Origin of the sequence: Rariglobus hedericola (assembly GCF_007559335.1) — a bacterium.
Taxonomy (GTDB): Bacteria; Verrucomicrobiota; Verrucomicrobiia; order Opitutales; family Opitutaceae; genus Rariglobus; species Rariglobus hedericola.
Window position 1 is genome coordinate 1,057,026 of record NZ_VMBG01000002.1, and the last position, 20,361, is coordinate 1,077,386.

Genomic DNA, 20,361 nt, shown 5'->3' on the forward strand with positions numbered 1-20,361 from the left:
TCTTCGCGCCGCTCAGAGGTTTTCGTCCTGGCCCGCCGCGATTTCACCCCGGTTGGCGGGCAGGTGGTGCGGCAGGAAGAAATAATAGCTCATCAACCACCAGCTGCGGGAGGAGCGGTAAAACAAGATCGGAAACCCGATCGCACCCACTCCGGCGATGATCGCGGCAGTCAGGCCGGAAAATACGCCGACGAGATAAAGAATCAGCACCGGTAGTAAAAATCCGAGAATGGTGACGCCGTAATTCAGCGACATGGAGCCGAGAAAAAATCCTTCATCGCGCTCAATCTTCAGTCCGCAGTCGGGGCACTCGGGGTTCAGTTCGAACAGCGAGCCTTCCTTGAACAGTTTTCGCGACCCGCAGTTGGGGCAGCGGTGGGTGATTCCACGGGTGAAGATCTGACCTTTGGTGACTTTGATGGAAGGGTGCTCGGACACAGGCGGGAGTGTTCGTTTGGGAAATAAAAAAGGCACGCCGGAAAACGGCGTGCCTTTGATGTGAAGCGCGACTTGCGTCTCGTATTACGAACCGAGCTGGTAGCGCGTGAAGCGGCGCACCTGGATGTTCTCGCCGGTCTTGGCGATGGCCTCGGTGAGGATCTCCTTGATGGATTTCTCGGGGACCTTCACGTAGGGCTGATCGAGGAGGACGATGGTCGAGTAGAACTTCTCGATCTTGCCTTCGACGATCTTCTGCACGGCGGCGGGCGGCTTGCCGGCGACCTGGGCGGAGGCGATGTCGCGTTCGGCGGCCAGATCGGCCTCGGGAACCTGGTCACGGGTGACGTAGAGCGGGTTCGCGGCGGCGATGTGCATGCCGAGGTTGCGGACGAGATCCTTGAAGTCGTCATTGCGGGCGACGAAGTCGGTCTCGCAGTTGACTTCAATGATGACGCCCACTTTGCCGCCGACGTGGATGTAGCTCTCGATGAGACCTTCCTTGGCTTCGCGGTCGGCGCGTTTGGCAGCCGAGGCGGCACCCTTCTTGCGGAGGATGGTGATGGCTGCTTCGATGTCGCCGTTGGTCTCAACTAGCGCGCGCTTGCAGTCCATGAGGCCGGCGCCCGTCTGGGCGCGCAGGTCGTTGACTTGGGTGGCGGTGATTGCGGTGCTCATTAAATCAGGATCGGGGGTGGATTATTCCTTGGGGGCGGCGACCTTCTTGCGAGGGGCGGCGGTGGTCTTCTTCTTCGCGGAGGCGTCGGCTTCGGCGACTTCGCCACCGGTGGGCAGCTCAACCTTGGAGAGGTCAACTTCGCCGGCTTCGTTGACGGCGCCAGCGGAGGCGGCCATCGAGGCGGAAACGGCGCGGAGGTCGGCCTGACCGCGGGTGTTGCGGCGGCTGTCGCGCTGGGCGAGGCCGTTCTGGATGGCCTCGACAACGGTGTCGACGATGATGCGGATGGACTTCACGGCGTCGTCGTTGCCCGGGATCGGGTAGGCGAGCTGGGTGGGGTCGGAGTTGGTGTCAACGAGACCGACGCAGGGGATGTTGAGGCGCTTGGCCTCGGCAACGGCGATGGCTTCGTGGTTGGCGTCGAGGACGAACACGGCGGACGGGAGATTGTTCATCTCCATGATGCCCGCGAAATTCTTGTTCATGCGGACCATCTCGCGCTTGATCGCGGACTCTTCCTTGGAGGAGAGCTTGGCGAGTTCGCCGGAGGATTCCTGCTGCTGGAACTTTTTGAACTTCGCGATGGATTTCTTGACGGTGGCGAAATTGGTGAGGGTGCCGCCGAGCCAACGGTCAACAGCGAAAGGCTGGTGGGTGGCGATGGCCGCCTCGCGGACGATTTCCTGGGCCTGGCGCTTGGTGCCGACGAAGAGCACGTTGCCGCCGCCGGCGACGGTCTCTTCGAGGAAGGAGTAGGCCTTCTGGAGGAGCTCGTGGGTCTTGCCGAGGTCGATGATGGTGATGCCCTGGCGGTGGTCGAAAATGTAGGGCTTGGAGCGGGGATTCCAACGGCGGGTCTGGTGGCCGAAGTGGACGCCGGCATCAAGGAGGTCTTTAGGTGAGACGTTCATGTGGTTTGATCTATGTATCTTTGAAACACAGGTCGGCCAATGGGCCGCCTTGCGATCGAGATGAGTGTTGTGGTGGTTGTTTCCCACGCCCGGAATTGGGTGAAGGAATGGAAGAGCACAGAGGGCGGGGAAGGGGCTGGCAAGCGGAGAATCGGGAATATTGCAAAATGGCCGTTGACAGAGAGGGTCGCAAAACCATGTTCTCGCCCTCCCACTTATTGCAGGGTGGAGCAGCCCGGTAGCTCGTCAGGCTCATAACCTGAAGGTCGTTGGTTCGAATCCAACCCCTGCACCCAATTTTGAAGCCCTTCCGTAACACGGGAGGGCTTTTTTGTGGGCGAGTTATGCGTTGAGCGTTCCAAGTATCTGTTCCACTAAGAAAAACACAGGGAGCGAGGGACCTGAATCACGTAGTTTTCAGAATGCGGTGATAAGGATGCTAGCGTTTTTATGTTTCTGCGGCTGATTTTTCTGCTGCGGGATCAAGAAGAACTGGGTTTGGCGGGCGGGACGGTTCGGATTAATGCGAAGCCGCCGGCGGCGAGTAATGCGCAGGCGAGGATGAACCAATCGCCGTGGCGCACATAGAAACTTTGTTTGCCTATCCAACGGGCGTCGGCGGTGACGGAAACCGTCTGCGTGCCGCGGAAATACACGGTGCCCGTCTCGGTGGTTTTCGTGTTTTCGGTGGAGATCTCGCCGGTGACGCGGTCACGGGTGAGCACGGCGCGGATGCTGCCGAATTCGTCGACCCAGCCGCTCCAGCCGCCATTGCCGCAACGAAGCAAGGGGCGTCGTGTCTCGACGGCGCGGAGCACGGCATTGGAGGCGTGTTGATAAGCCGCGCCGCCTTCGCCGAACCAACCGTTGTTGGTGTTTACCACGAGCAAGTCCGCGCCGGCTTGGACGCTTTCGCGTGAGAGATGCGGGAAGATGTCCTCGTAGCAAAGCAGCGCGCCCACGGCGAGCGGACGATCATGCACGGAAACCTGGAGCGGGGCGGGATCGGTGCCGCGGAGAAAATCTCCGCCGATCGGCACGAACTTGCCGAGCCAGCCGAGCAGGGGACGCAACGGAACGTATTCGCCGAAAGGCACGAGTTTTCGTTTCGCGTAGAAATGCGGTTGCAGGCCGTTCACGGGATCCACCACGAACACGGCGTTGAGCCAGTCTTCCTGCGTAGGATCGCTCGCGGAGGGTTGGCGCGCGATTGAGCCGAGCACGAGTGGGGCACCGGCGCGGTTGACCAAGGTTTCAACCCAGGCGCGCATTTCCGGGTCACCCTTGACGGCCCACGGCGTGGTGGCCTCGGGCCAGAGAATGAGGTCGGGCTTGGTGGCGCTCGCGGCGAGCGTGAGGGTTTCCAAGACCTCAAGGATGGCGGGGCCCTTGGTGTTGTCCCATTTGATGTCTTGCGCGATGTAAGGCTGCACAAACGCAATGCGACCCAGCGGAACGGTGAACTGCCGGCGGTTAAAGGTTTCCTGAAGTTGCGTGGCTACGCAGATGACCAGCAGGAACATCGCGGCAAAGAATTCCTGCGAGCGTTTACCCAGGCCGTGGCGACCCTCGCGGATGAGACGATGGGCGTAGGCCGTGAAGCCGAGATTCATAGCGATCAAAACAAACGACACGCCGCCGGCGCCGGTGAACGCGGCGATTTGCAGGATGGTCATGCGCTGCCATTGCGTGGCGGCGAGAGGCATCCAAGGAAAACCACTGAGAACCCAAGTGCGCGTCCACTCGCCGACGACCCAGAGTCCGGCGAGGCCAAACATAACCAGCAGTCGCGTGGAGGTGGATTGTCCGATCATGCGTGGGAGCGCCCAGCGCGCCGCCAGAAACCAGGAGCCGATCCATGCACCAATAAATGGACCGAGCAGCACAAGTCCACCGATGGTAACGTTGTGCAACCAGCCGAACAGGATCGTCCAGGCGACGGCTTGCGCGCCCAGCACGGTCCATGCGTAGAGACGAAAGGACGGACGCAGATAAGCCCAAAACAAAGCCGGCACAGCAAAGGCGTAGGCAAACTCGGGGGTGCGCGAAGGCGGGAAGGCCAAGACCGTGAGCACGACGGTGGCGATGAACACACCGGCCGACCACAGCAGGTTCGCGTGACGCTGCCACCACGCGGGAGGCTGGTCGTAGGATGCGTCGTTAATATCGGAAAGCGGAAAGTCGTCGGCCACGGTGAAACTTGAGACTGTGCCACGCGGCGGGTGGCGTGCAAGCGAGCCTTCTCGGGGTGGCCGCGCGCTGGTTATCGTGAGTGGAAACGAGGTGGGGGTTTTCCACGGGAGTTCCCTTGTGCGAGGACAGGAGGGTGGGTTTCATCGCGCTTTCGTTTATGCAAAATCTCATCCTTTTCCCGTTCGCCGACTATTGGTGGTTCTACGGGTTGTTTACGCTGTTTGTGCTGGGTATGCTGGCACTCGACCTGGGCGTCTTTCACAAGTCCGCCCATGAAGTCACCGTCAAGGAAGCGGCGGGCTGGAGTGTCGCCTGGATTTCGCTGGCGATGCTTTTTTGCTTTGGTTTCTGGCATTATGCGCAGTGGAAACTGCCTCATTATCCGCCGCTGCTGGAAGTGCTCGCGGCCCAAGGCATCACGGATGCCGCCGCCATCGCGGTGGAGGCGGGTAAGCTCGCCAATCAGACCGCGCTGGAGTTCCTCACGGGCTTCGTCGTCGAGAAGTCTCTCTCGGTGGACAATATTTTCGTGTTCATCGTGGTGTTCAGCTATTTCGGCGTGCCGAAAATGTATCAGCACCGCGTGCTGTTCTTCGGCATTATCGGTGCGCTGGTTTTCCGAACGATCTTCATCACCATCGGCGCGGCTCTCATTCAATTCCACTGGGTGCTGTGGGTGTTTGGCGCGTTCCTGATTTTTACGGGCATCAAGATTTTCTTCTCGGACGAAAAGCCGATCGAGCCGGAGAAGAATCCGTTCATAAAACTACTGCGGAAGTTTATCCCCATCACTCCCGAGATGGAGGGGCAGAAGTTTTTCCTGCGCAAAGAAGGCATTCTCTACGGCACGCCATTGCTGGTGTGCGTGGTGTTCATCGAGCTGACCGACATCGTGTTCGCGGTGGATTCGGTGCCGGCGATCTTCGCGATCACCCGTGAGCCGTTGATTGTTTTCACGTCCAATATTTTCGCGATCCTCGGTCTGCGCGCGCTATTTTTTCTGCTGATCAGCGTCATGCATAAATTCCACTTCTTGAAATACGGACTCGGCATCATCCTCGTGTTTGTGGGCTTGAAGATGGTGTGGCTGAGCTCGCTCTTCCCTAACAATAAATTCCCCGTGACCTGGTCGCTGGGCATCATCGGCGGTGTGTTGGTGGCGTCCGTCGTGCTTTCGCTGGTCTTCCCGAAGGCGGCCGAGGCTGAACATTCCACCCACGGATGAGTGCGGTTTTAACGGAAATACTGATCATTTTCGGACTGCTCCTTTTGAATGGCGTGTTCGCCATGGCGGAAATCGCCGTGGTGTCCTCGCGCAAGGCACGGCTTAAAAAAATGGCCGACGAGGGCTCGATCCGCGCCAAGGCTGCGCTGGCGCTGGCCGAGGAACCCACGCGGTTTCTCTCGACGGTGCAGATCGGCATCACGCTGGTGGGCATTCTGGCGGGTGCGTTTGGCGGTGTGCGGTTGTCGGGCAAGCTGGCGGTGTGGCTTGCAGGTGAGATTCCCGCGTTGTCGGCGTATGCCGAGGGCATCGCCATCACGGTGGTGGTGGGAGCGATCACTTATCTCTCGCTCATTATCGGCGAGCTGGTGCCGAAGCGCATCGGTCTGAACAACCCCGAGGGCAAAGCGATGCTGGTGGCGGCGCCCATGAACGCGCTGTCACGCCTCGCGTTGCCGTTTGTATGGCTGCTCACGCACTCGACGAATGGCGTGTTGAAGCTGTTTGGCCTCGGACAGGAAAAAGACGCGCCGCCCTCCGAAGAGGAGATCACCCACCTGATCGAGCAAGGCACGACGGCGGGCGTTTTTCATCAGGCGGAGCAGGCGATGGTCGAGGGCGTGCTGCGCCTCGATGAAAAACCGGTGACGGAAATCATGACGCGCCGCACGAAGATTGTGTGGCTCGACGTCGATGATGCCGACGAGGTGAACTGGCGCAAAATCGTCGCGAGCGGGCACTCGCTGTTTCCCGTGTATGAAGGCACGCGTGACCACGTGCTCGGCATGGTGGCGGTGAAGGCACTGTGGGCGAACTCAGCAATTGGCTTGAAAAACCGGTTGCGCGACCACCTTACGCAACCGCTCTACGTTCCGCAGACGATCAATGCGGTGCAGTTGCTGGAAAGCTACAAGAAGTCGGGCAAGCACCTCGCACTCGTGACCGACGAGTTCGGGAGTATCCAAGGTGTGGTTACGCTGATCGATGTCATGGAGGCCATCGTGGGCGACCTGCCGGAGCCGGGCGACCGTCGCACGCCGGGTGCGGTGCAACGTGACGATGGTTCCTGGCTCGTGGACGGCGCGATGGATGTCGATGAGTTCAAGCGCCTGTTCTCGTTCGGCGCGCTGCCGGGCGAGGAGGACGATGATTATGAGACCGTGGGCGGCTTTGTGTTGGATCGCCTCGGCCATATTCCGGTCGAGAGCGAGTCTATCTCCTGGGGCGGCTGGAAGTTCGAAGTGGTCGACATGGACCGCCACCGCGTGGACAAGCTGCTGCTGGCGAAACTGCCGCCTGCGACATAAAAAAGGCCGGTCGCTGGATGGCGACCGGCCTGCTGCGGGCGGACGGGTTATTGTCCGTGGCAGTTCTTGAACTTCTTGCCGCTGCCGCACGGGCAGGGGTCATTGCGGCCGACCTTTGGTGCTTCGCGGCGGATGGTGACCTTCGGGAGTTCGATCTCCTTCTGGACTTCGGCCTCGGGGGCGGGGCCGCCGCTGGTCGTGATGGTGGTCGTGATCTGGGGAGCCGCGGGCGCATCGGCGGGGCCGACGGCCTTGGCACCGCGGCTCAGGAGCGCCAGCATGTTTTCGAACACATCGAGATTGGATGCATTGCGGAACAGACCGGTGCAGATCTGAAGGCGGACGTTGGCCATCATCTCCTGGAAATACTTGAACGCCTCGCCCTTGTAGGCGACGAGCGGATCGGTCTGGCCGTAGCTGCGCAGACCGATGGCGCGGCGCAGTTCTTCCATCTCGGTGAGATGTTCCTGCCAGTGGTGGTCGATGGCGTTGATGATGACATAACGCTCAAGCGAGCCGAGGGCCTCGGGAATCTCGACGGACTCCTTTACCTCATAGGCCTGGCGCACGCGTTCGACGACGAGGGCGGTGAGCGCCTCGATGCTGTCGCCGCTGAGTTCCTCGGACTTGAGACCGATGGGGAAGGTGGCGTTGACCCAGCCGACAAAGCTGTCGATCGCGGACTGGCTGGCGGTGGCGCGGCCGGTGATGCCGGCGCTCTCAAGGCGGCTGTCCACTTCCTCGGCGATCTGCTCGAGGATGATGCTCTTGGGGCGGTCGGCGTGAATGGCGGCGTTGCGGATGCCGTAGATGACCTCGCGCTGCTGGTTGAGCACGTCGTCGTATTGGAGGAGGCGCTTGCGCTGGCCGAAGTTCTGCTGCTCGACCTTTTTCTGGGCGCTCTCGATGGAGCGGTTGAGCCACGGATGCTCGAGCTCTTCGCCGTCTTTCATAGAGCCTTCCATGAGGCGCGAGGCCAGGTTGCCCTGGAGGAAGAGGCGCATGAGCGTGTCTTCGAGGGAGAGGAAGAACTTGGTGAGACCGGGGTCGCCCTGACGCGAGCAACGGCCGCGAAGCTGGCGGTCAACGCGACGGGATTCGTGGCGCTCGGTGCCGATGACGTAGAGGCCGCCGAGTTCACGGACGCCCTCGCCGAGTTTAATGTCGGTGCCGCGGCCGGCCATGTTGGTCGCGATGGTGACGCTGCCGCGCTGGCCGGCGCGGGTGACGATCTCGGCTTCCTGCTCGTGATACTTGGCGTTGAGCACGGTGTGGATGACACCGGCGCGCTTCAGCATGCGGGAGAGGACTTCGGAGGACTCGACAGACACGGTGCCGACGAGCACGGGCTGGCCGCGCTTGTTGGCGGCTTCGATCTCGGCGACGACGGCGTTGAACTTGTCGCGACGGGTTTTGAAAATGGAGTCGTTACGATCGATGCGGATGCAGTCCTTGTTGGTCGGGATGACCTGAACGGAAAGCCCGTAAATGTCGTTGAATTCGATGGCCTCGGTCTCGGCAGTGCCGGTCATGCCCGCGAGTTTTTCGTAGAGACGGAAATAGTTCTGAATCGTGACCGTGGCGTAAGTGCGGGTCTCGCGCTCGATGTTGACGTTTTCCTTGGCCTCGACGGCCTGGTGGAGACCGTCGGACCAACGGCGGCCCGGCATGACGCGGCCGGTGTTCTCATCGACGATCATGACCTTGCCCTCGGCGACGACGTATTCGACGTCTTTTTCGTAGAGCGAATAGGCGCGGAGGAGCTGGGAGATCGCATGGATTTCCTCAGAAACCTCGGAGTAATTGTTCTGCGACTTGGCCTTGATTTCTTCGCGCTGTTCGGGAGTGAGATCGGCGCGGCGTTCGAGCTCGCTGAACTCGGTGGCGAGGTCGGGGAGGACGAAGGCGTCGGGGTTATCAGGACGCAGGCGGGTGCGGCCGATTTCGCTGAGGTCGGCCTGGTGCTGGCGCTCGTCGATGGAGTAGAAGAGCTCCTCCTTGAGACGGTAGAGTTCCGTCTTCTGGAAGTCGCTGTTCATGTCGGTCTCGGTTTTGTCGAGCAGCTTGCGGAGATCGGGCGTCTCCATGAGACGGAGCAGCTGCTTGTTCTTCGGGTGGCCGATCTTGACCTGGAGAAGTTTGAGCGCGGCGGCTTTGCGCTCGTCGGGGGTGGCGTCGGCTTTTTCAAGGACGGCCTTGGCGTCGCCGGCCATGCGATTGCACAGGCGGATCTGCTCATTGACGAGGGCGTCGATGCCGGGCTTGAGCTTGGTGAAAGGCTGTTCGCGCTCGATGGGGGCGGGGCCGGAAATGATCAGCGGCGTGCGGGCTTCATCGACGAGGATGGAGTCGATTTCGTCCACGATGCAAAACCAGTAGTCACGTTGAACCTGGTCGTCCTTGCGCGTGGCCATGCCGTTGTCGCGGAGGTAGTCGAAGCCGAATTCGGAGGCGGTGCCGTAGGTGATGTCGCGGCCATACATCTCGCGACGGAGGTCGGACGGCATGGATTGTTGGATACAACCGGTGGTGAGGCCGAGGAAGCCGAAGAGGTGGCCCATCCACTCGGAGTCACGACGGGCGAGGTAGTCGTTGACCGTGACGAGCTGGGTGTTCCGGCCGGTGAGGGCGTTGAGATAAAGCGGGAGCGTGGAGACGAGGGTTTTACCTTCGCCGGTGGCCATTTCGGCGATCTTGCCGGAGTGGATGGCGTAGCCGCCGATGAGCTGGACGTCGAAGTGAACCATGTTCCATTCGAGCTCGTGGCCGCAGACGAGGGCGCGGGTGCCGACGAGGCGGCGGGCGGCGTTTTTCACGGTGGCGAAAGCCTCGGGCAAGATCTGCTCGAGCGTCTCGCCGGCCTTCAAGCGGGCGCGGAACTCATCGGTCTTGGCGCGGAGCTGGTCGTCACTGAGCTTCTGGTAGGATTGCTCAAACTCGTTTACGCGGGCGACGATGGGCCGGGCCTTCTCAAGGAACTTCTTGTAGTGGCGGCCGGCAAAACGCTTGAAGAGAAAGGAAAGCATGAAGAGGCAAGACCGTAGGCCGGACAGGGGTCTTGGCAAATGACAAAATTGCAGGTTGCGCAGAGTTGGCGTGGAACCAAAAACCGAATTGGATGTAGTCCGGCTCGAATCGGCTTCGGAGTGGTTAACCTGACGCGATGACTTGGGGACGCAGGGAAGCGATTCCGGGCGATAAAATGAGCCTACCGGCCGCGGGTGTTTGATTAAAGATAGGGCTTCGATAGCCCTAGGAATGGAGGTAAGTGTAAAATATTATAAATCATAAGCACTTTGTTTATAGATGCTTATTTTTAACGCATGGAATGTGCGGACGAAAAGTTGGCGAAAATGTAAAACTTTTTACACATTCGCGCCGTCACTTACTCCAATGAGCAACCCCACGTTTTCGGAGTGTTTTTGCGCCAGATACAACATTCCTCCTGAGCAGTTCGCCCGAGAGGTTTTCCGGATGTGCATTTATCGCCGGACGCGTCTTTTCAAGTGGCTCCTGCCGCTGATCAACCAGAACCACTTTGCGGCGGATTTTGATCTGATTTACGGGGTGGAGCGGCTCACCCGGATGCGTGATTTCGTGACGGAGGCCGAGCGTTTCAACGAACACCCGGCCAATCGGGGATTTTTGCGCCGCAAGCTGTGCCTGCGGGTTTCGACGACGCGTTTGAAGGCGCTTATCAAGGAAACATTGCCGCGCAAGGCCGCCGGCGCTTCCGCGGATTTGTCCGTTGAAAAGGGGAGCAGCACGCCGTTTGAGGTGGCTTCGGCCACCTTGGTAACGGGTCACCAGGCGAGCACCCAATATTCGTCCTGAGTGATTTTTTGTGCGACGGTGGCGGGCACCCAGCGTTCACGAAACCGCGGTCCCCAAGAGTCGGATACGGCGATCTCGCCGGTGGCCCGGTTGTAGCCGATGATCAGGCAGGCGTGGGCGGTTTCCGGGGTGGGTTTGAATTCGGCGAGCTCGGCCGGAGTGAGGACTGGTTTGGCCGGCGCAAGTGTTGAATGATCTTTGCGGGCCTCGGTGTTGGCGTCGGCCAGGGCGTTGAACGGCTCGGTCGAATAAAGTCCCCAGATGACGGGACGGCCCTCGTCGATGTAGCGTGCGATGGCGGTGACGGTGAGTTTCAGTGAAATCTGTTCGAGCCGGCGGCCCTGTCGGCGCACAAAACGATCCAGTCCGCGGGTCATCGTGCTGAAGTTGCTGCCGCCGCCGAACTGGGTGCCGCCACTGGCGGCGAGTTCATACATATCAGCGGGGATGCCGGCGTAGCGCAGGTAACGCTCAAACGTGGCGGGCACGCAGTAGCCCTTCGGCCCCTGGTTCACCATCGGGATCTGATCGAGGATGACGTCGCCATTCGGTCGGCGGGTGATGCGCTCTTTAAACATGCGGCGGACCTGATCGTCGGCGAGACGGGCGTTGGCGGCGCGATCCACCGGCCTGATTTTCAATGAAACCATCTGGGCCTCGTCGTAGTTCGCGATGAGGGCATGCGCGCCCGATTCCCAGCGCAGGGAGCGGCGGCCGGGATCGAGTCCGCCGAGGGCGATCTCGCGTTTGGGTTCGCCGAGTTTGGCGGTGAGCGCGGCGGTGATCGTCTCGAAGTCCTTTTTCAGGGCTTGTTCGAAGTCCTGGATTTCCTGCTTCGTCGTCGGCCATTGCGGATCGCGATGGGAGAAGACGGAATAGTCGCCGCGATTGGTAAACTGAATCGTGAGGGCGGTGATGCGGCCGTCGGCGGCCTGCAACGAGATCATGTGCGACTCGGCGCCGAGCATCGAAAGCGGGGTGCGCGGGTAGGCGCGGTAACCCTCGAACCGATCAGTTTTGCCCTCAAGCGGAAGCCGGAGGCGGCGGGCGGCCAGGGCCGGTTCATCGTCCCAGAGTGTGGAGTCAGCCAGCAGTTCGAGGCCGAGGAGCGTATTGAGTTCGCTAAAATTCGCGGCGACGGGAGCCAGCTGTTCGGCGACGAACGTGCGGTCGGCTGAGGAGAGGCTGGCGAGCGGCAGCGTGAAGGTTCGTCCGTCGGAGCCGCGGCGCAACGTGATCTCGGCCGGGGTGGCGCTCACGTAGTCGGCTTCAAGACTGCGGCCCTGGTTGTCAGTCCACGTGCGCGCGTCGAGTGATGCGGCGCACAGAAGGCACAAGATGAAAACGGGGTGAAGGCGGGGCATGGTTCGCTGGCGGCTTTCCCGTTACCTTTTCCGGAGAAAACCGGAAAGGGAACGAGAAAGCGCAAGCGAGTCCGTAATGCTGCCGGATCAGGCGCTGGCCGCGGCGCGGGCGCGTTCGGTGGCGGCCGCGATGAAGTAGCTCTGCGCGGAGAACGACGGCGCCCCGGCGGCGCGGGGGACGGGGAGGTAGCCGCCGTTGGCGTGGAGCTCGCGGGCGTTTTCGTTATCCTGTAATTCCATCGCGAACATTTCGTCTGTGATCCACTTGCGGAGCGCGGGATCGCGCACGGGGTAAACGACCTCGATACGGCGGAAAAAATTGCGGGGCATCCAGTCGGCGCTGCCGGCGAGGACCAGCGGTTCATCTCCGCCGGAGTTCTCGAAATAAAACGCGCGGGCGTGTTCGAGGTAACGGCTGACGATGCTGCGCACACGGATGTTTTCGCTGAGGCCCTTCACTCCGGGGACGAGGCAGCAGACGCCGCGCACGATGATGTCGATCTTCACGCCGGCACGGGAGGCGGCGTAGAGGTGGTCGATGGTGTCCTTGTCGACCAGCGAGTTCATCTTGGCGATGATCCGAGCGGGACGGCCGGCAGCGGCGTTGTCCGCTTCGCGCTGTATCAATTCCTGAATACGGCGGTGGAGATTGTAAGGTGCGACCAGCAAATGCTCGAACACGGGCTCGCGGCTGAAACCGGTGAGCGTGTTGAACAGGTTGGCGGCGTCGGAGGTGAGCTCCTCGCGGCCGGTGAAATAGCTCAGGTCCGTGTAGAGCTTGGCGGTCTTCGGGTTGTAGTTGCCCGTGCCGAGGTGGGCGTAACGGCGGAGTAACTTGCCCTCGCGACGGACGACGAGGGAGCATTTGCAATGGGTCTTGTGGCCGACGAGGCCGTAGACGACGTGGACGCCGGCTTCCTCGAGCTGTTTGGCCCATTGGATGTTGTTGGCCTCGTCGAAACGGGCCTTGAGCTCGACGAGCGCGGTGACCTGTTTGCCGTTCTTGGATGCCTCGATGAGGGCGCGGACGATGGGCGAGTCGCCGCTGGTGCGGTAGAGCGTCTGCTTGATGGCAAACACCTGCGGATCGCGAGCGGCCTGCTCGACGAAATCAACGACCGGTTGGAAGGAATCGTAGGGATGGTGGAGCAACACATCCTGCGCGCGCAACGTCTCGAAAATCTTGGCGGGCTCGCGCAGCGGGGAAACGTTGACGGGGGTGAACGGCGGATACTTCAGGTCGGGGCGCTCGACGTCGGCGAGGCTCATCAGACGCAGGAGATTGATCGGGCCGTTGAGGCGGAAAACGTATTCGTGCGAAAGATCCAGGTGGTCGCACAACGTGGTGAAAATGGCGTCGTTGACGCCCTCCTCGATTTCGAGACGCACGGCGGCGCCGCGACGGAGATTGCGCAACTCGTCCTCGATTTTCTTGAGGAGATTTTCGGCTTCTTCGTCGTCGATGTAGAGATCGCTGTTGCGTGTGACGCGGAAGGCGTGAGCGCCGGTTACGCTGTAACCGGGGAAAAATTCACCGGCGCAGAGTTTGATGATCTCGGATAGGAAAACGAAACGCTGCGGACCGCTGCCGGCCGGATCGATGGGCACGAGACGCGGCAGGATGCGAGGAACGGGGAGGATGGCGGCGAGTTGCTCGATCTCGGGCGTGACCGGATTATCGAGGGAGACGATGACGTTGAGCGTCTTGTTGCCGAGCTGCGGGAACGGATGGGACTGGTCCAGCGCGAGCGGCGTGAGCACGGGGAAAACCTGCTCGTGGAAATAGGCGGTGACCCAGTTGAGCTCGGCCGGAGTGAGCTCGGCGGCGGTTTTGAAAACGATGCCCTCCTCGGCGAGTGCGGGCATGAGCTGCGTGCTCCAGCATTCGTATTGGTCTTCGACAAGCGAAGCCACGACCGAGTGGATGCGACGGAGGGACTCCTTGGGACCGAGGCCGTCCACGCTGGGCTCGGTCACGCCGCTCTCGACCTGCTGGATGATGCCGGCGACGCGAATCTCGAAAAATTCGTCGAGGTTGGAGCAGACGATGGCGAGGAACTTGACGCGCTCCAGCAGCGGATTTTTTTCGTTCTGCGCCTGCTCGAGGACGCGACGGTTGAATGCGAGCCAGCTGAGCTCGCGGTTAAAATAGGCGGACTTGGCGGGTTTGGCCGTAGGAGTGACCGTGCGGGCGCGTTTTTTTGGAATGATGACGCGATCGTCGGCGGGCGGGGTCGCGACCGGCTTAACGGAAGTAACGGCGGCGGGCTTGGACTGGGTGCGGATCGTTTTGCGCTTCGTGGCCATCGGGAAAAGACGGACCAACTTAAAGACCGCCCCCGTTGAAACCAGTTTTTAATGCCTCGTCGCCGGAATGTAACGTAATCCGTGAGGCTTAGGAAACCCAGATGGTTTTGATATTTACGAATTCGCGGATGCCGAAAGTGCTGAGCTCGCGACCGTAGCCGGAGTCTTTGATTCCGCCGAAGGGAAGCGAGGCGTCGGAGCGGACCTGCTCGTTCACGAACACCATGCCGGCTTCGATGCGTTCGATGGCGAGGGTGCGACCGTGGCGGCGGTTGCGGGTGAAAACGGCGGCACCGAGGCCGAAATCGGAGTCGTTGGCGATACGGAGGGCGTCGGCTTCGTCCTTGGCGGCGATGATTGAGGCGACGGGACCGAAGAGCTCTTCGTCATAGGCGGGCATGCCGGGCCGGACATCGGTCAGGACGGTGGCGGGATAAAAGGCACCTTTGCCTTTGGGTTGAATCGTGCCGCCGAGCAGGAGGCGGGCGCCGCGCTTCACGCTTTTTTGGACCTGGGCGTGAAGGTCATCGCGCAAGTCGAGGCGGGCGAGCGGGCCAAAATCGGTGGCGGCGGTCGTGGGGTCGCCCATGCGGCGGGCGGCCATGCGGGCGGTGAACTTTTGCTCAAAGGCGGCGCGGACGCTCTCGACGACGATGAACCGTTTGGCGGCGACGCAGCTTTGTCCGCTGTTGGTGAGGCGGGCCTTGGCGCAAATCTCGGCGGCGAGGTCGAGGTCGGCGTCGGCGAGGATGATGTAGGGATCGCTGCCGCCGAGTTCGAAGACGCACGGCTTGAGTGCGGCGCCGGCGAGGGCGCCGACTTTGCGACCTGCGCCGGTGCTGCCGGTGAGGGTGACGCCGCGGACGCGCGGGTCTTTGATGAGTGCGGGTATCGCTTTGGAGGATACGGCGACGGTGCGAAGGAGGTTGGCGGGAACGCGGGCGTCGCGGAAGAGGTGCTCGATCGCGAGGGCGCAGCCGGTGGTGTTGGAGGCGTGTTTGAGGAGGACGGTGTTGCCGGCCATCAGGGCGGGGGCGGCGGCGCGGAAGAGCTGCCAGAACGGGTAGTTCCACGGCATGATGGCGAGGATGACGCCGAGAGGCTCGAAGACGACTTGGGTATTTTTGGGGGCGCCGAGGGTGCGTTGGGGTTTGAGGAAACGGGCGGCGTGCGTGGCGTAGAATTCGCAACCGGCGGCGCATTTTTCTATTTCGAGACGGGCGTCGGTGAGGGTTTTACCCATCTCGGCGGTGATGAGTTGAGCGAGCGGTTCGGCTTGTTTGCGCAAGGCGGCGCCGAGGGCGTTGAGGTGGCGGGCGCGGTCGGCAAGGGCGAGTTCGCGCCAGCCGAGAAAGGCTTGGTGGGTGGCGGCGAGCGCGGCTTCGATGTCTTTGGCGGTGTGCTCGCGGTGGCGCTTCAGGATGCGGCCGGTGGCGGGATTGATGGAGACGAGGGGCATAGGTCGCGCGGGTTAGCTCATCCAGCGGACCAGTTTTTTGCGGAGAAGTTCGCGGGCGCGGGCGAGGCGGGTTTCGACGGCTTTGGGGGTGGCGCTGACGATGGCGGCGATCTCGGCGTGGGACTTCTCTTCGTATTCGAAGAGGACGAGGGCGGAGCGGAGGTGCTCGGGAAGATCGGCGATGGCGGTGCGGACGGCTGCGGAGCGTTCGGCGAGGAGCAGGTCTGCGGCGGGGCTGTGAGTATCGGAGAAAAGCTCGGGCGCGCGGTCCATGGAATCGGTGGGGCGGCGCAGGCGGTGGCGGGCGTGGTCGCGGGCTTGGTTGAGCGCGATCTGGAAAAGCCAGGTGGAGAACTTGGCGCCTTCGCGGTAACGGTCGCGGTGACGGTAGATGCGGACGAAGGTTTCCTGCGAAAGATCGAGGGCGTCGGCTTCGTTTTGCGTGTAACGATAAAGGAACGAACGCAGCGGGATCTGCCAGCGGTGCATCAGTTCATCGAGCGCGGGGTCGGAGCCGCGGGCGAGCTCGGCCATGAGCGCCTCGTCGGTGGGCAGGGATGCGGCGGGCGTCATTTGAGCCCGAGGGGAGCGGAGTGGTTCTGATTGGAAAGCTTGGGGCCGACCAAGGCGAGGAACCGCGCGGCGTCGGCGGGCGACATGACATCGGCGACGCGTTGAAGGTGGGTTTGCGTGGCTTGCTGGCAGACGGCTTCGAGACGTGCGAGCTCGACGCGGGCGGCGGCGGGATCGGCGGCGGACGCGAGTTGCTCGCGGGCTTTGATGATGCGGGCGCAGTGATCGGCGCAGACGGGCTGGTAGTCTGTGTGGATTTTTTCGATGACGGCGGTTTGCGCGGCGGTGAGATGAAACTCTTTTTGCATCCACGCGAGTTCCGTGGGCGCGGTGGCCGGGTGGCGCAGGGCAAAGTGGGTGATGCCGAAAGCGAGGACGGCCGCGGCGACGGCGATCAGACTGTAGCGGGCGAGCGGACTCACGGGTGCGGATGCGTGTGTGGAACGGCGCGGGAATCCGTCATCAAGATCGGATCAATACTGCGCGCGTAGGCGGCGGCCATGCGCTCGGTGGATTGAGAGCGGTTGAGCGCGAACGCGGTGGTGGTGCCGGCGGCGGCTGCGAGGAGGACGGCGAGACTGGCGGCGAGGGGCAGGGCGCCGGGAAAACGCAGGACGATGGACGGGGCGGTGGTTTCGCAGGAGCGGATGCGGGCCCAGACGCGATCATTAAAACCAGCGTCGGGTGCGGGCTCATGTTTCCACGTTTGCAGCGTGGACGGGAGCGGGTCGCGTGGGTCTTTCATGCAGGTGATACGCTGGCGACGGCGAAACCCCTTGGCGAATCTTCCTACGCGTGCAGTTCAGGGAAGAAGAGCGGCGCGCTGAGGGCGAGGCCGTCGGCGACGCTGGTGAATTCTTCGCCGTCGCGGATCTTGTCCTGGCCGAAACGCGTCACGAATTCAGCGCGGAGGCTGCGGATCAACGACGTGCCGCCGGTGAGGAAAACCGTTTCGATGCCGGCGGGCGCGATGTTGGCATCGGCGAGGAATTTATCGAGGTAGCCCGTGATTTCGGCGGTGAGATCGGCGGAGTTTTTGTTGAACTCGCTGCGGGTGATGCGGAGGTCGATCGGGATCTTCGGATGCGTGAAGGTGATCGGCGCGGTGACCATGGTCGTGAGCGCGATCTTGGCGGCTTCGATGCGTTGGAAGAGGGCGAAGCCCTGGTTTTCTTTGATGAGAGCTTGGAAACGCTCGAAGGCGGGCGGGTCGTTGGAGAGACCGCTCAGACGCCAGAGGAGATCCATTTTTTTGGCGTTACGCAGGAAGACGATCTGGTCCCATTGGCAGATGGTGCGGTAGAGCGAATCGGGAACTTCGAGCTGTTTGCCCCAGCTGTCGTAGGTCGCGCCGCGGCCGAAGAGCGGGGTGACTTTGTGCCACATGGTGGTGGCGTCGTATTTGTTGCCGGCGACGGGGATACCGCCGGTCGCGAGAATGTCGGTCATGCGATCGGTGAGGCCCTGACGCGCGGGATCGAGCTGCACGACGGTGAAGTCGGAGGTGCCGCCGCCGAAGTCGCCCACGAGAACGCGCTCGGGTTTCGTGATGCGGGACTCGTAGGCGAAGGCCGCGGCGATCGGCTCGTATTGGAAATGGATCTCGGTGAAACCGGCGATCTGCGCGGCGCGGTGGAGGCGTTCCTCGGCGATCTGGTCCTCGGCGGGGTCAGCGGAAAAAACGGCGGGGCGGCCGAGGATGACGCGCTTCACATCCTGTTGCGTGACGGCATCGCCGCGGGCCTTGAGACTTTGGAGGAAAATCGCGACCAGATCCTCGATGGTGTAAGTCTGGTTGTTGATCACCGTCTCGGTGAACGTCTGATAGGGCAGGATCGTCTTGATCGCCTGGAAGAAGCGGCCGCGCATCTCGTCCTCGACGTAGCGGAGCTTGGCGGCGTTCCCGAGGACGGGCGCGATGCGCTTCGTCGTGTAGGGGAAATACATGAACGTGGCGTCCACGCCGGCGATACGCGGGTCGCGCACGAGGGATCGCGTGGTGGCGTTCCAGATGGTGATCGCGGAGTTACTCGTGCCGAAATCGATGCCGTAGATAAACGTGTCCATGGGAGGATAAAAAAGCCCCGGCCGCGCCGGGCCGGGGCTTTGGTGTGGTGCATCTCGCGGTGGCGTTTAGACGGTTTCGAGGAGCTTGTAGAGGCGGGCGACCATCTTGCTCGGGTCTTCGAAGAGGCCGGCGCTGATGAGGCTGTTGTCCAGGATCTGCTCGGCGATCAGGGCGGCTTTCTCGGGTGACGAGGTCTTCGCGGCGGCGAGGTGCTTGATGACGGCGTGGCGGGGATTGATCTCGAGGTTAACCTTCACGGGGGCGTCGGCGCCGTCTTTGTTCATGGCCTTCATCATGCGGCGCATCTGGGGGGACATGAACTTGTCAGCGTTGACGGCGAGGGCGGGGGAATCGACGAGGCGGTCGGAGGCTTTCACCTCTTCGACCCGGTCGCCGAGGGTGGTCTTGAGCCATTCGGCGAGGGACTTGGCGTCGTCTTCGCTGAGGTCGCCTTCGGCGGCGGGCGGCTTGGGAGCGTCGGCGAGTTTCACGTCGGCGTGGTCAGCGGCGATGAGCTTTTTACCGTCGAATTCGCGGACGTTCGACATGACGTATTCGTCGACGGACTCGTAGCAGAAGAGGACCTCGAGGTTGCGGGCCTTGAAGCCTTCGAGATACGGGCCGGCTTCGATGGCGGCGCGGGACGGGCCGAGGAGGAAATAGATTTCCTTTTGGTCGGCGCCCATGCGGGTGACGTAGTCGGCGAGGGACGTAGTCTTGCCCTTCTCGGTGAGGGAGGATTCGAAGCGGAGGAGTTTAACGAGCTCGTCCTTGTGGGTGTAATCGAGGGCGGCGCCTTCTTTGAGGAAGATGCCGAACTCGGCGTAGAATTCGTTGTAGGCGTCGGTGCGGTTCTTGGCTTCTTCGGAGAGGAATTTGATGAAGCGCTTGGTGATGACCTTGTTCAGTTTCTCGATGAGCGCGCGGTCCTGCATGGTCTCGCGCGAGATGTTGAGGGGGAGGTCTTCGGAATCGACGACGCCCTTCATGAAGCGGAGCCACTCGGGGAGGAGATCCTTGGGTTTGGAGTCGATGAGGACCTTGCGGCAGTAGAGGGAGACGGCGGGCTCGAGGCGGGCCATGCCGAACTTTTCGGTGTTGTCCTTGGGGACGAAGAGCAGGGCGTTGATCTGGAGCGGGGCGTCGGCCGAGAAGTGGAGGCGGAGGCGGGGCTCGTCGTAGGCGTGGGCCTGGAACTTGTAGAAGGCGGTGTATTCCTCGTCGGTGATCTCGGACTTCGAACGCAGCCAGAGGGCCTGGACAGTGTTGATGTGTTTGCCGTTCAGGTTGACGGGGAACGAAACGAAGGCGCTGTAGCGCTCGAGAATTTCCTTCACGCGGCCTTCGGTGGCGAACTCGTGGGCGTCGTCCTTGAGCTCGATGACGATCTTGGTGCCGCGTTCCTGGTCGGAGACTTCCTCGACCTCGTAGCTGCCGGAGCCGTCGGAGGTCCAGACGTGGGCGGGTTCGTCTTTCTTCCAGGAGCGGGAGTAAACCTTGACGGTCTTGGCGACCATGAAGGCGGAGTAGAAACCGACGCCGAACTGGCCGATGAGGTTGGAGTTCTTTTGGCCGCCTTCGGAGAGGGCTTTGAGGAAAGCCTTGGAACCGGAGTGGGCGATGGTGCCGAGGTTTTCGATGAGTTCGGCGCGGGTCATGCCCAGACCGGCGTCAGAGATGGTGAGAGTTTTCGCGGTGTCGTCGGTGGTCAGGTTGACCTCGAGGGCGCGGTCGGCGTCGGCGATGTTGTCCTTCTCGGTGATCTGAAGGTGGCGGAGTTTCTCGATGGCGTCGGAGGCGTTGGAGACGAGCTCGCGGACGAAGATTTCCTTCTCGGTGTAAAGCGAGTGGATGACGATATCGAGGAGCTGCTTGATCTCGGCTTGGAACTCGAACTTTTGCGGTGTGGCGGTGGACATGGGTTTAAGGCGGGAGAGTGTTGAGGGCGGGAAATGGAAAAGCCCGCTATTTTAGCGGGCTTTTCGAAAAATCAAGCGGGGGAT

Annotated in this window: 16 protein-coding genes and 1 tRNA gene; 4 read left to right on the plus strand and 13 right to left on the minus strand. The window is 61.8% G+C overall.

Annotated features, from left to right (window positions below):
- Positions 1–12 precede the first annotated feature (12 nt).
- The 3 genes from FPL22_RS14740 to rpsB form a co-directional block, all read right to left on the minus strand.
- On the minus strand, positions 13–438 hold the full coding sequence (locus tag FPL22_RS14740; RefSeq protein WP_238991429.1) for a TFIIB-type zinc ribbon-containing protein: 426 nt from the start codon (positions 436–438) through the stop codon (positions 13–15).
- An 84-nt stretch (positions 439–522) separates the two neighbouring features.
- A complete protein-coding gene (gene tsf / locus FPL22_RS14745) occupies positions 523–1,116 on the minus strand; it encodes a translation elongation factor Ts (RefSeq protein WP_144353750.1) in 594 nt (197 codons plus the stop codon).
- Between the two features lie 21 nt (positions 1,117–1,137).
- Positions 1,138–2,028: a 30S ribosomal protein S2 gene (gene rpsB / locus FPL22_RS14750; RefSeq protein WP_144353751.1), complete on the minus strand. Its 891-nt coding sequence runs from the start codon at positions 2,026–2,028 to the stop codon at positions 1,138–1,140.
- 219 nt (positions 2,029–2,247) lie between these two features.
- Here rpsB and FPL22_RS14755 point away from each other — a divergent pair.
- A tRNA-Met gene (locus FPL22_RS14755) sits at positions 2,248–2,324 on the plus strand.
- Positions 2,325–2,510: 186 nt separating this feature from the next.
- On the opposite strand, the gene lnt is transcribed toward FPL22_RS14755, so the two are convergent.
- On the minus strand, positions 2,511–4,220 hold the full coding sequence (gene lnt / locus FPL22_RS14760) for an apolipoprotein N-acyltransferase (protein WP_144353752.1): 1,710 nt from the start codon (positions 4,218–4,220) through the stop codon (positions 2,511–2,513).
- Positions 4,221–4,378: 158 nt separating this feature from the next.
- On the opposite strand from lnt, the gene FPL22_RS14765 reads away from it, so the two are divergent.
- Both FPL22_RS14765 and FPL22_RS14770 read left to right on the plus strand, forming a co-directional pair.
- A complete protein-coding gene (locus FPL22_RS14765) occupies positions 4,379–5,446 on the plus strand; it encodes a TerC family protein (protein WP_144353753.1) in 1,068 nt (355 codons plus the stop codon).
- Positions 5,443–6,753 carry a hemolysin family protein gene (locus FPL22_RS14770; RefSeq protein WP_144353754.1) on the plus strand — a complete coding sequence of 437 codons (1,311 nt, stop codon included), beginning with the start codon at positions 5,443–5,445 and terminating at the stop codon, positions 6,751–6,753. Before FPL22_RS14765 ends, FPL22_RS14770 begins: the two co-directional genes overlap by 4 nt.
- 47 nt (positions 6,754–6,800) lie before the next feature.
- Here the strand turns inward: FPL22_RS14770 and secA are convergent, their stop codons facing one another.
- Positions 6,801–9,779, minus strand: a complete 2,979-nt coding sequence (gene secA, locus FPL22_RS14775; protein ID WP_144353755.1) for a preprotein translocase subunit SecA — start codon at positions 9,777–9,779, stop codon at positions 6,801–6,803.
- A gap of 280 nt (positions 9,780–10,059) precedes the next feature.
- Here secA and FPL22_RS14780 point away from each other — a divergent pair, with 280 nt between their 5' ends.
- Positions 10,060–10,587: a hypothetical protein gene (locus FPL22_RS14780; protein WP_144353756.1), complete on the plus strand. Its 528-nt coding sequence runs from the start codon at positions 10,060–10,062 to the stop codon at positions 10,585–10,587.
- On the opposite strand, the gene FPL22_RS14785 is transcribed toward FPL22_RS14780, so the two are convergent.
- The 8 genes from FPL22_RS14785 to htpG all read right to left on the minus strand — a co-directional run bounded on the left by FPL22_RS14785 (position 10,557) and on the right by htpG (position 20,277).
- On the minus strand, positions 10,557–11,951 hold the full coding sequence (locus FPL22_RS14785) for a C39 family peptidase (RefSeq protein ID WP_144353757.1): 1,395 nt from the start codon (positions 11,949–11,951) through the stop codon (positions 10,557–10,559). The genes FPL22_RS14780 and FPL22_RS14785 overlap by 31 nt on opposite strands.
- A gap of 87 nt (positions 11,952–12,038) precedes the next feature.
- A complete protein-coding gene (ppk1, locus tag FPL22_RS14790) occupies positions 12,039–14,258 on the minus strand; it encodes a polyphosphate kinase 1 (protein ID WP_144353758.1) in 2,220 nt (739 codons plus the stop codon).
- An 88-nt stretch (positions 14,259–14,346) separates the two neighbouring features.
- Positions 14,347–15,717, minus strand: coding sequence for an NAD-dependent succinate-semialdehyde dehydrogenase (locus FPL22_RS14795; RefSeq protein WP_144353759.1), 1,371 nt, complete (start codon positions 15,715–15,717; stop codon positions 14,347–14,349).
- A gap of 12 nt (positions 15,718–15,729) precedes the next feature.
- Positions 15,730–16,290, minus strand: coding sequence for an RNA polymerase sigma factor (locus FPL22_RS14800; RefSeq protein ID WP_144353760.1), 561 nt, complete (start codon positions 16,288–16,290; stop codon positions 15,730–15,732).
- Positions 16,287–16,712 (minus strand): hypothetical protein, encoded by a 426-nt coding sequence (locus tag FPL22_RS14805; protein WP_144353761.1) that lies wholly within the window; start codon positions 16,710–16,712, stop codon positions 16,287–16,289. Before FPL22_RS14805 ends, FPL22_RS14800 begins: the two co-directional genes overlap by 4 nt.
- Positions 16,709–17,035, minus strand: coding sequence for a hypothetical protein (locus FPL22_RS14810; RefSeq protein ID WP_144353762.1), 327 nt, complete (start codon positions 17,033–17,035; stop codon positions 16,709–16,711). Before FPL22_RS14810 ends, FPL22_RS14805 begins: the two co-directional genes overlap by 4 nt.
- A 44-nt stretch (positions 17,036–17,079) precedes the next feature.
- Positions 17,080–18,357, minus strand: a complete 1,278-nt coding sequence (locus FPL22_RS14815; RefSeq protein ID WP_144353763.1) for an Hsp70 family protein — start codon at positions 18,355–18,357, stop codon at positions 17,080–17,082.
- A gap of 66 nt (positions 18,358–18,423) precedes the next feature.
- On the minus strand, positions 18,424–20,277 hold the full coding sequence (gene htpG / locus FPL22_RS14820) for a molecular chaperone HtpG (RefSeq protein ID WP_144353764.1): 1,854 nt from the start codon (positions 20,275–20,277) through the stop codon (positions 18,424–18,426).
- Positions 20,278–20,361: the final 84 nt, after the last annotated feature.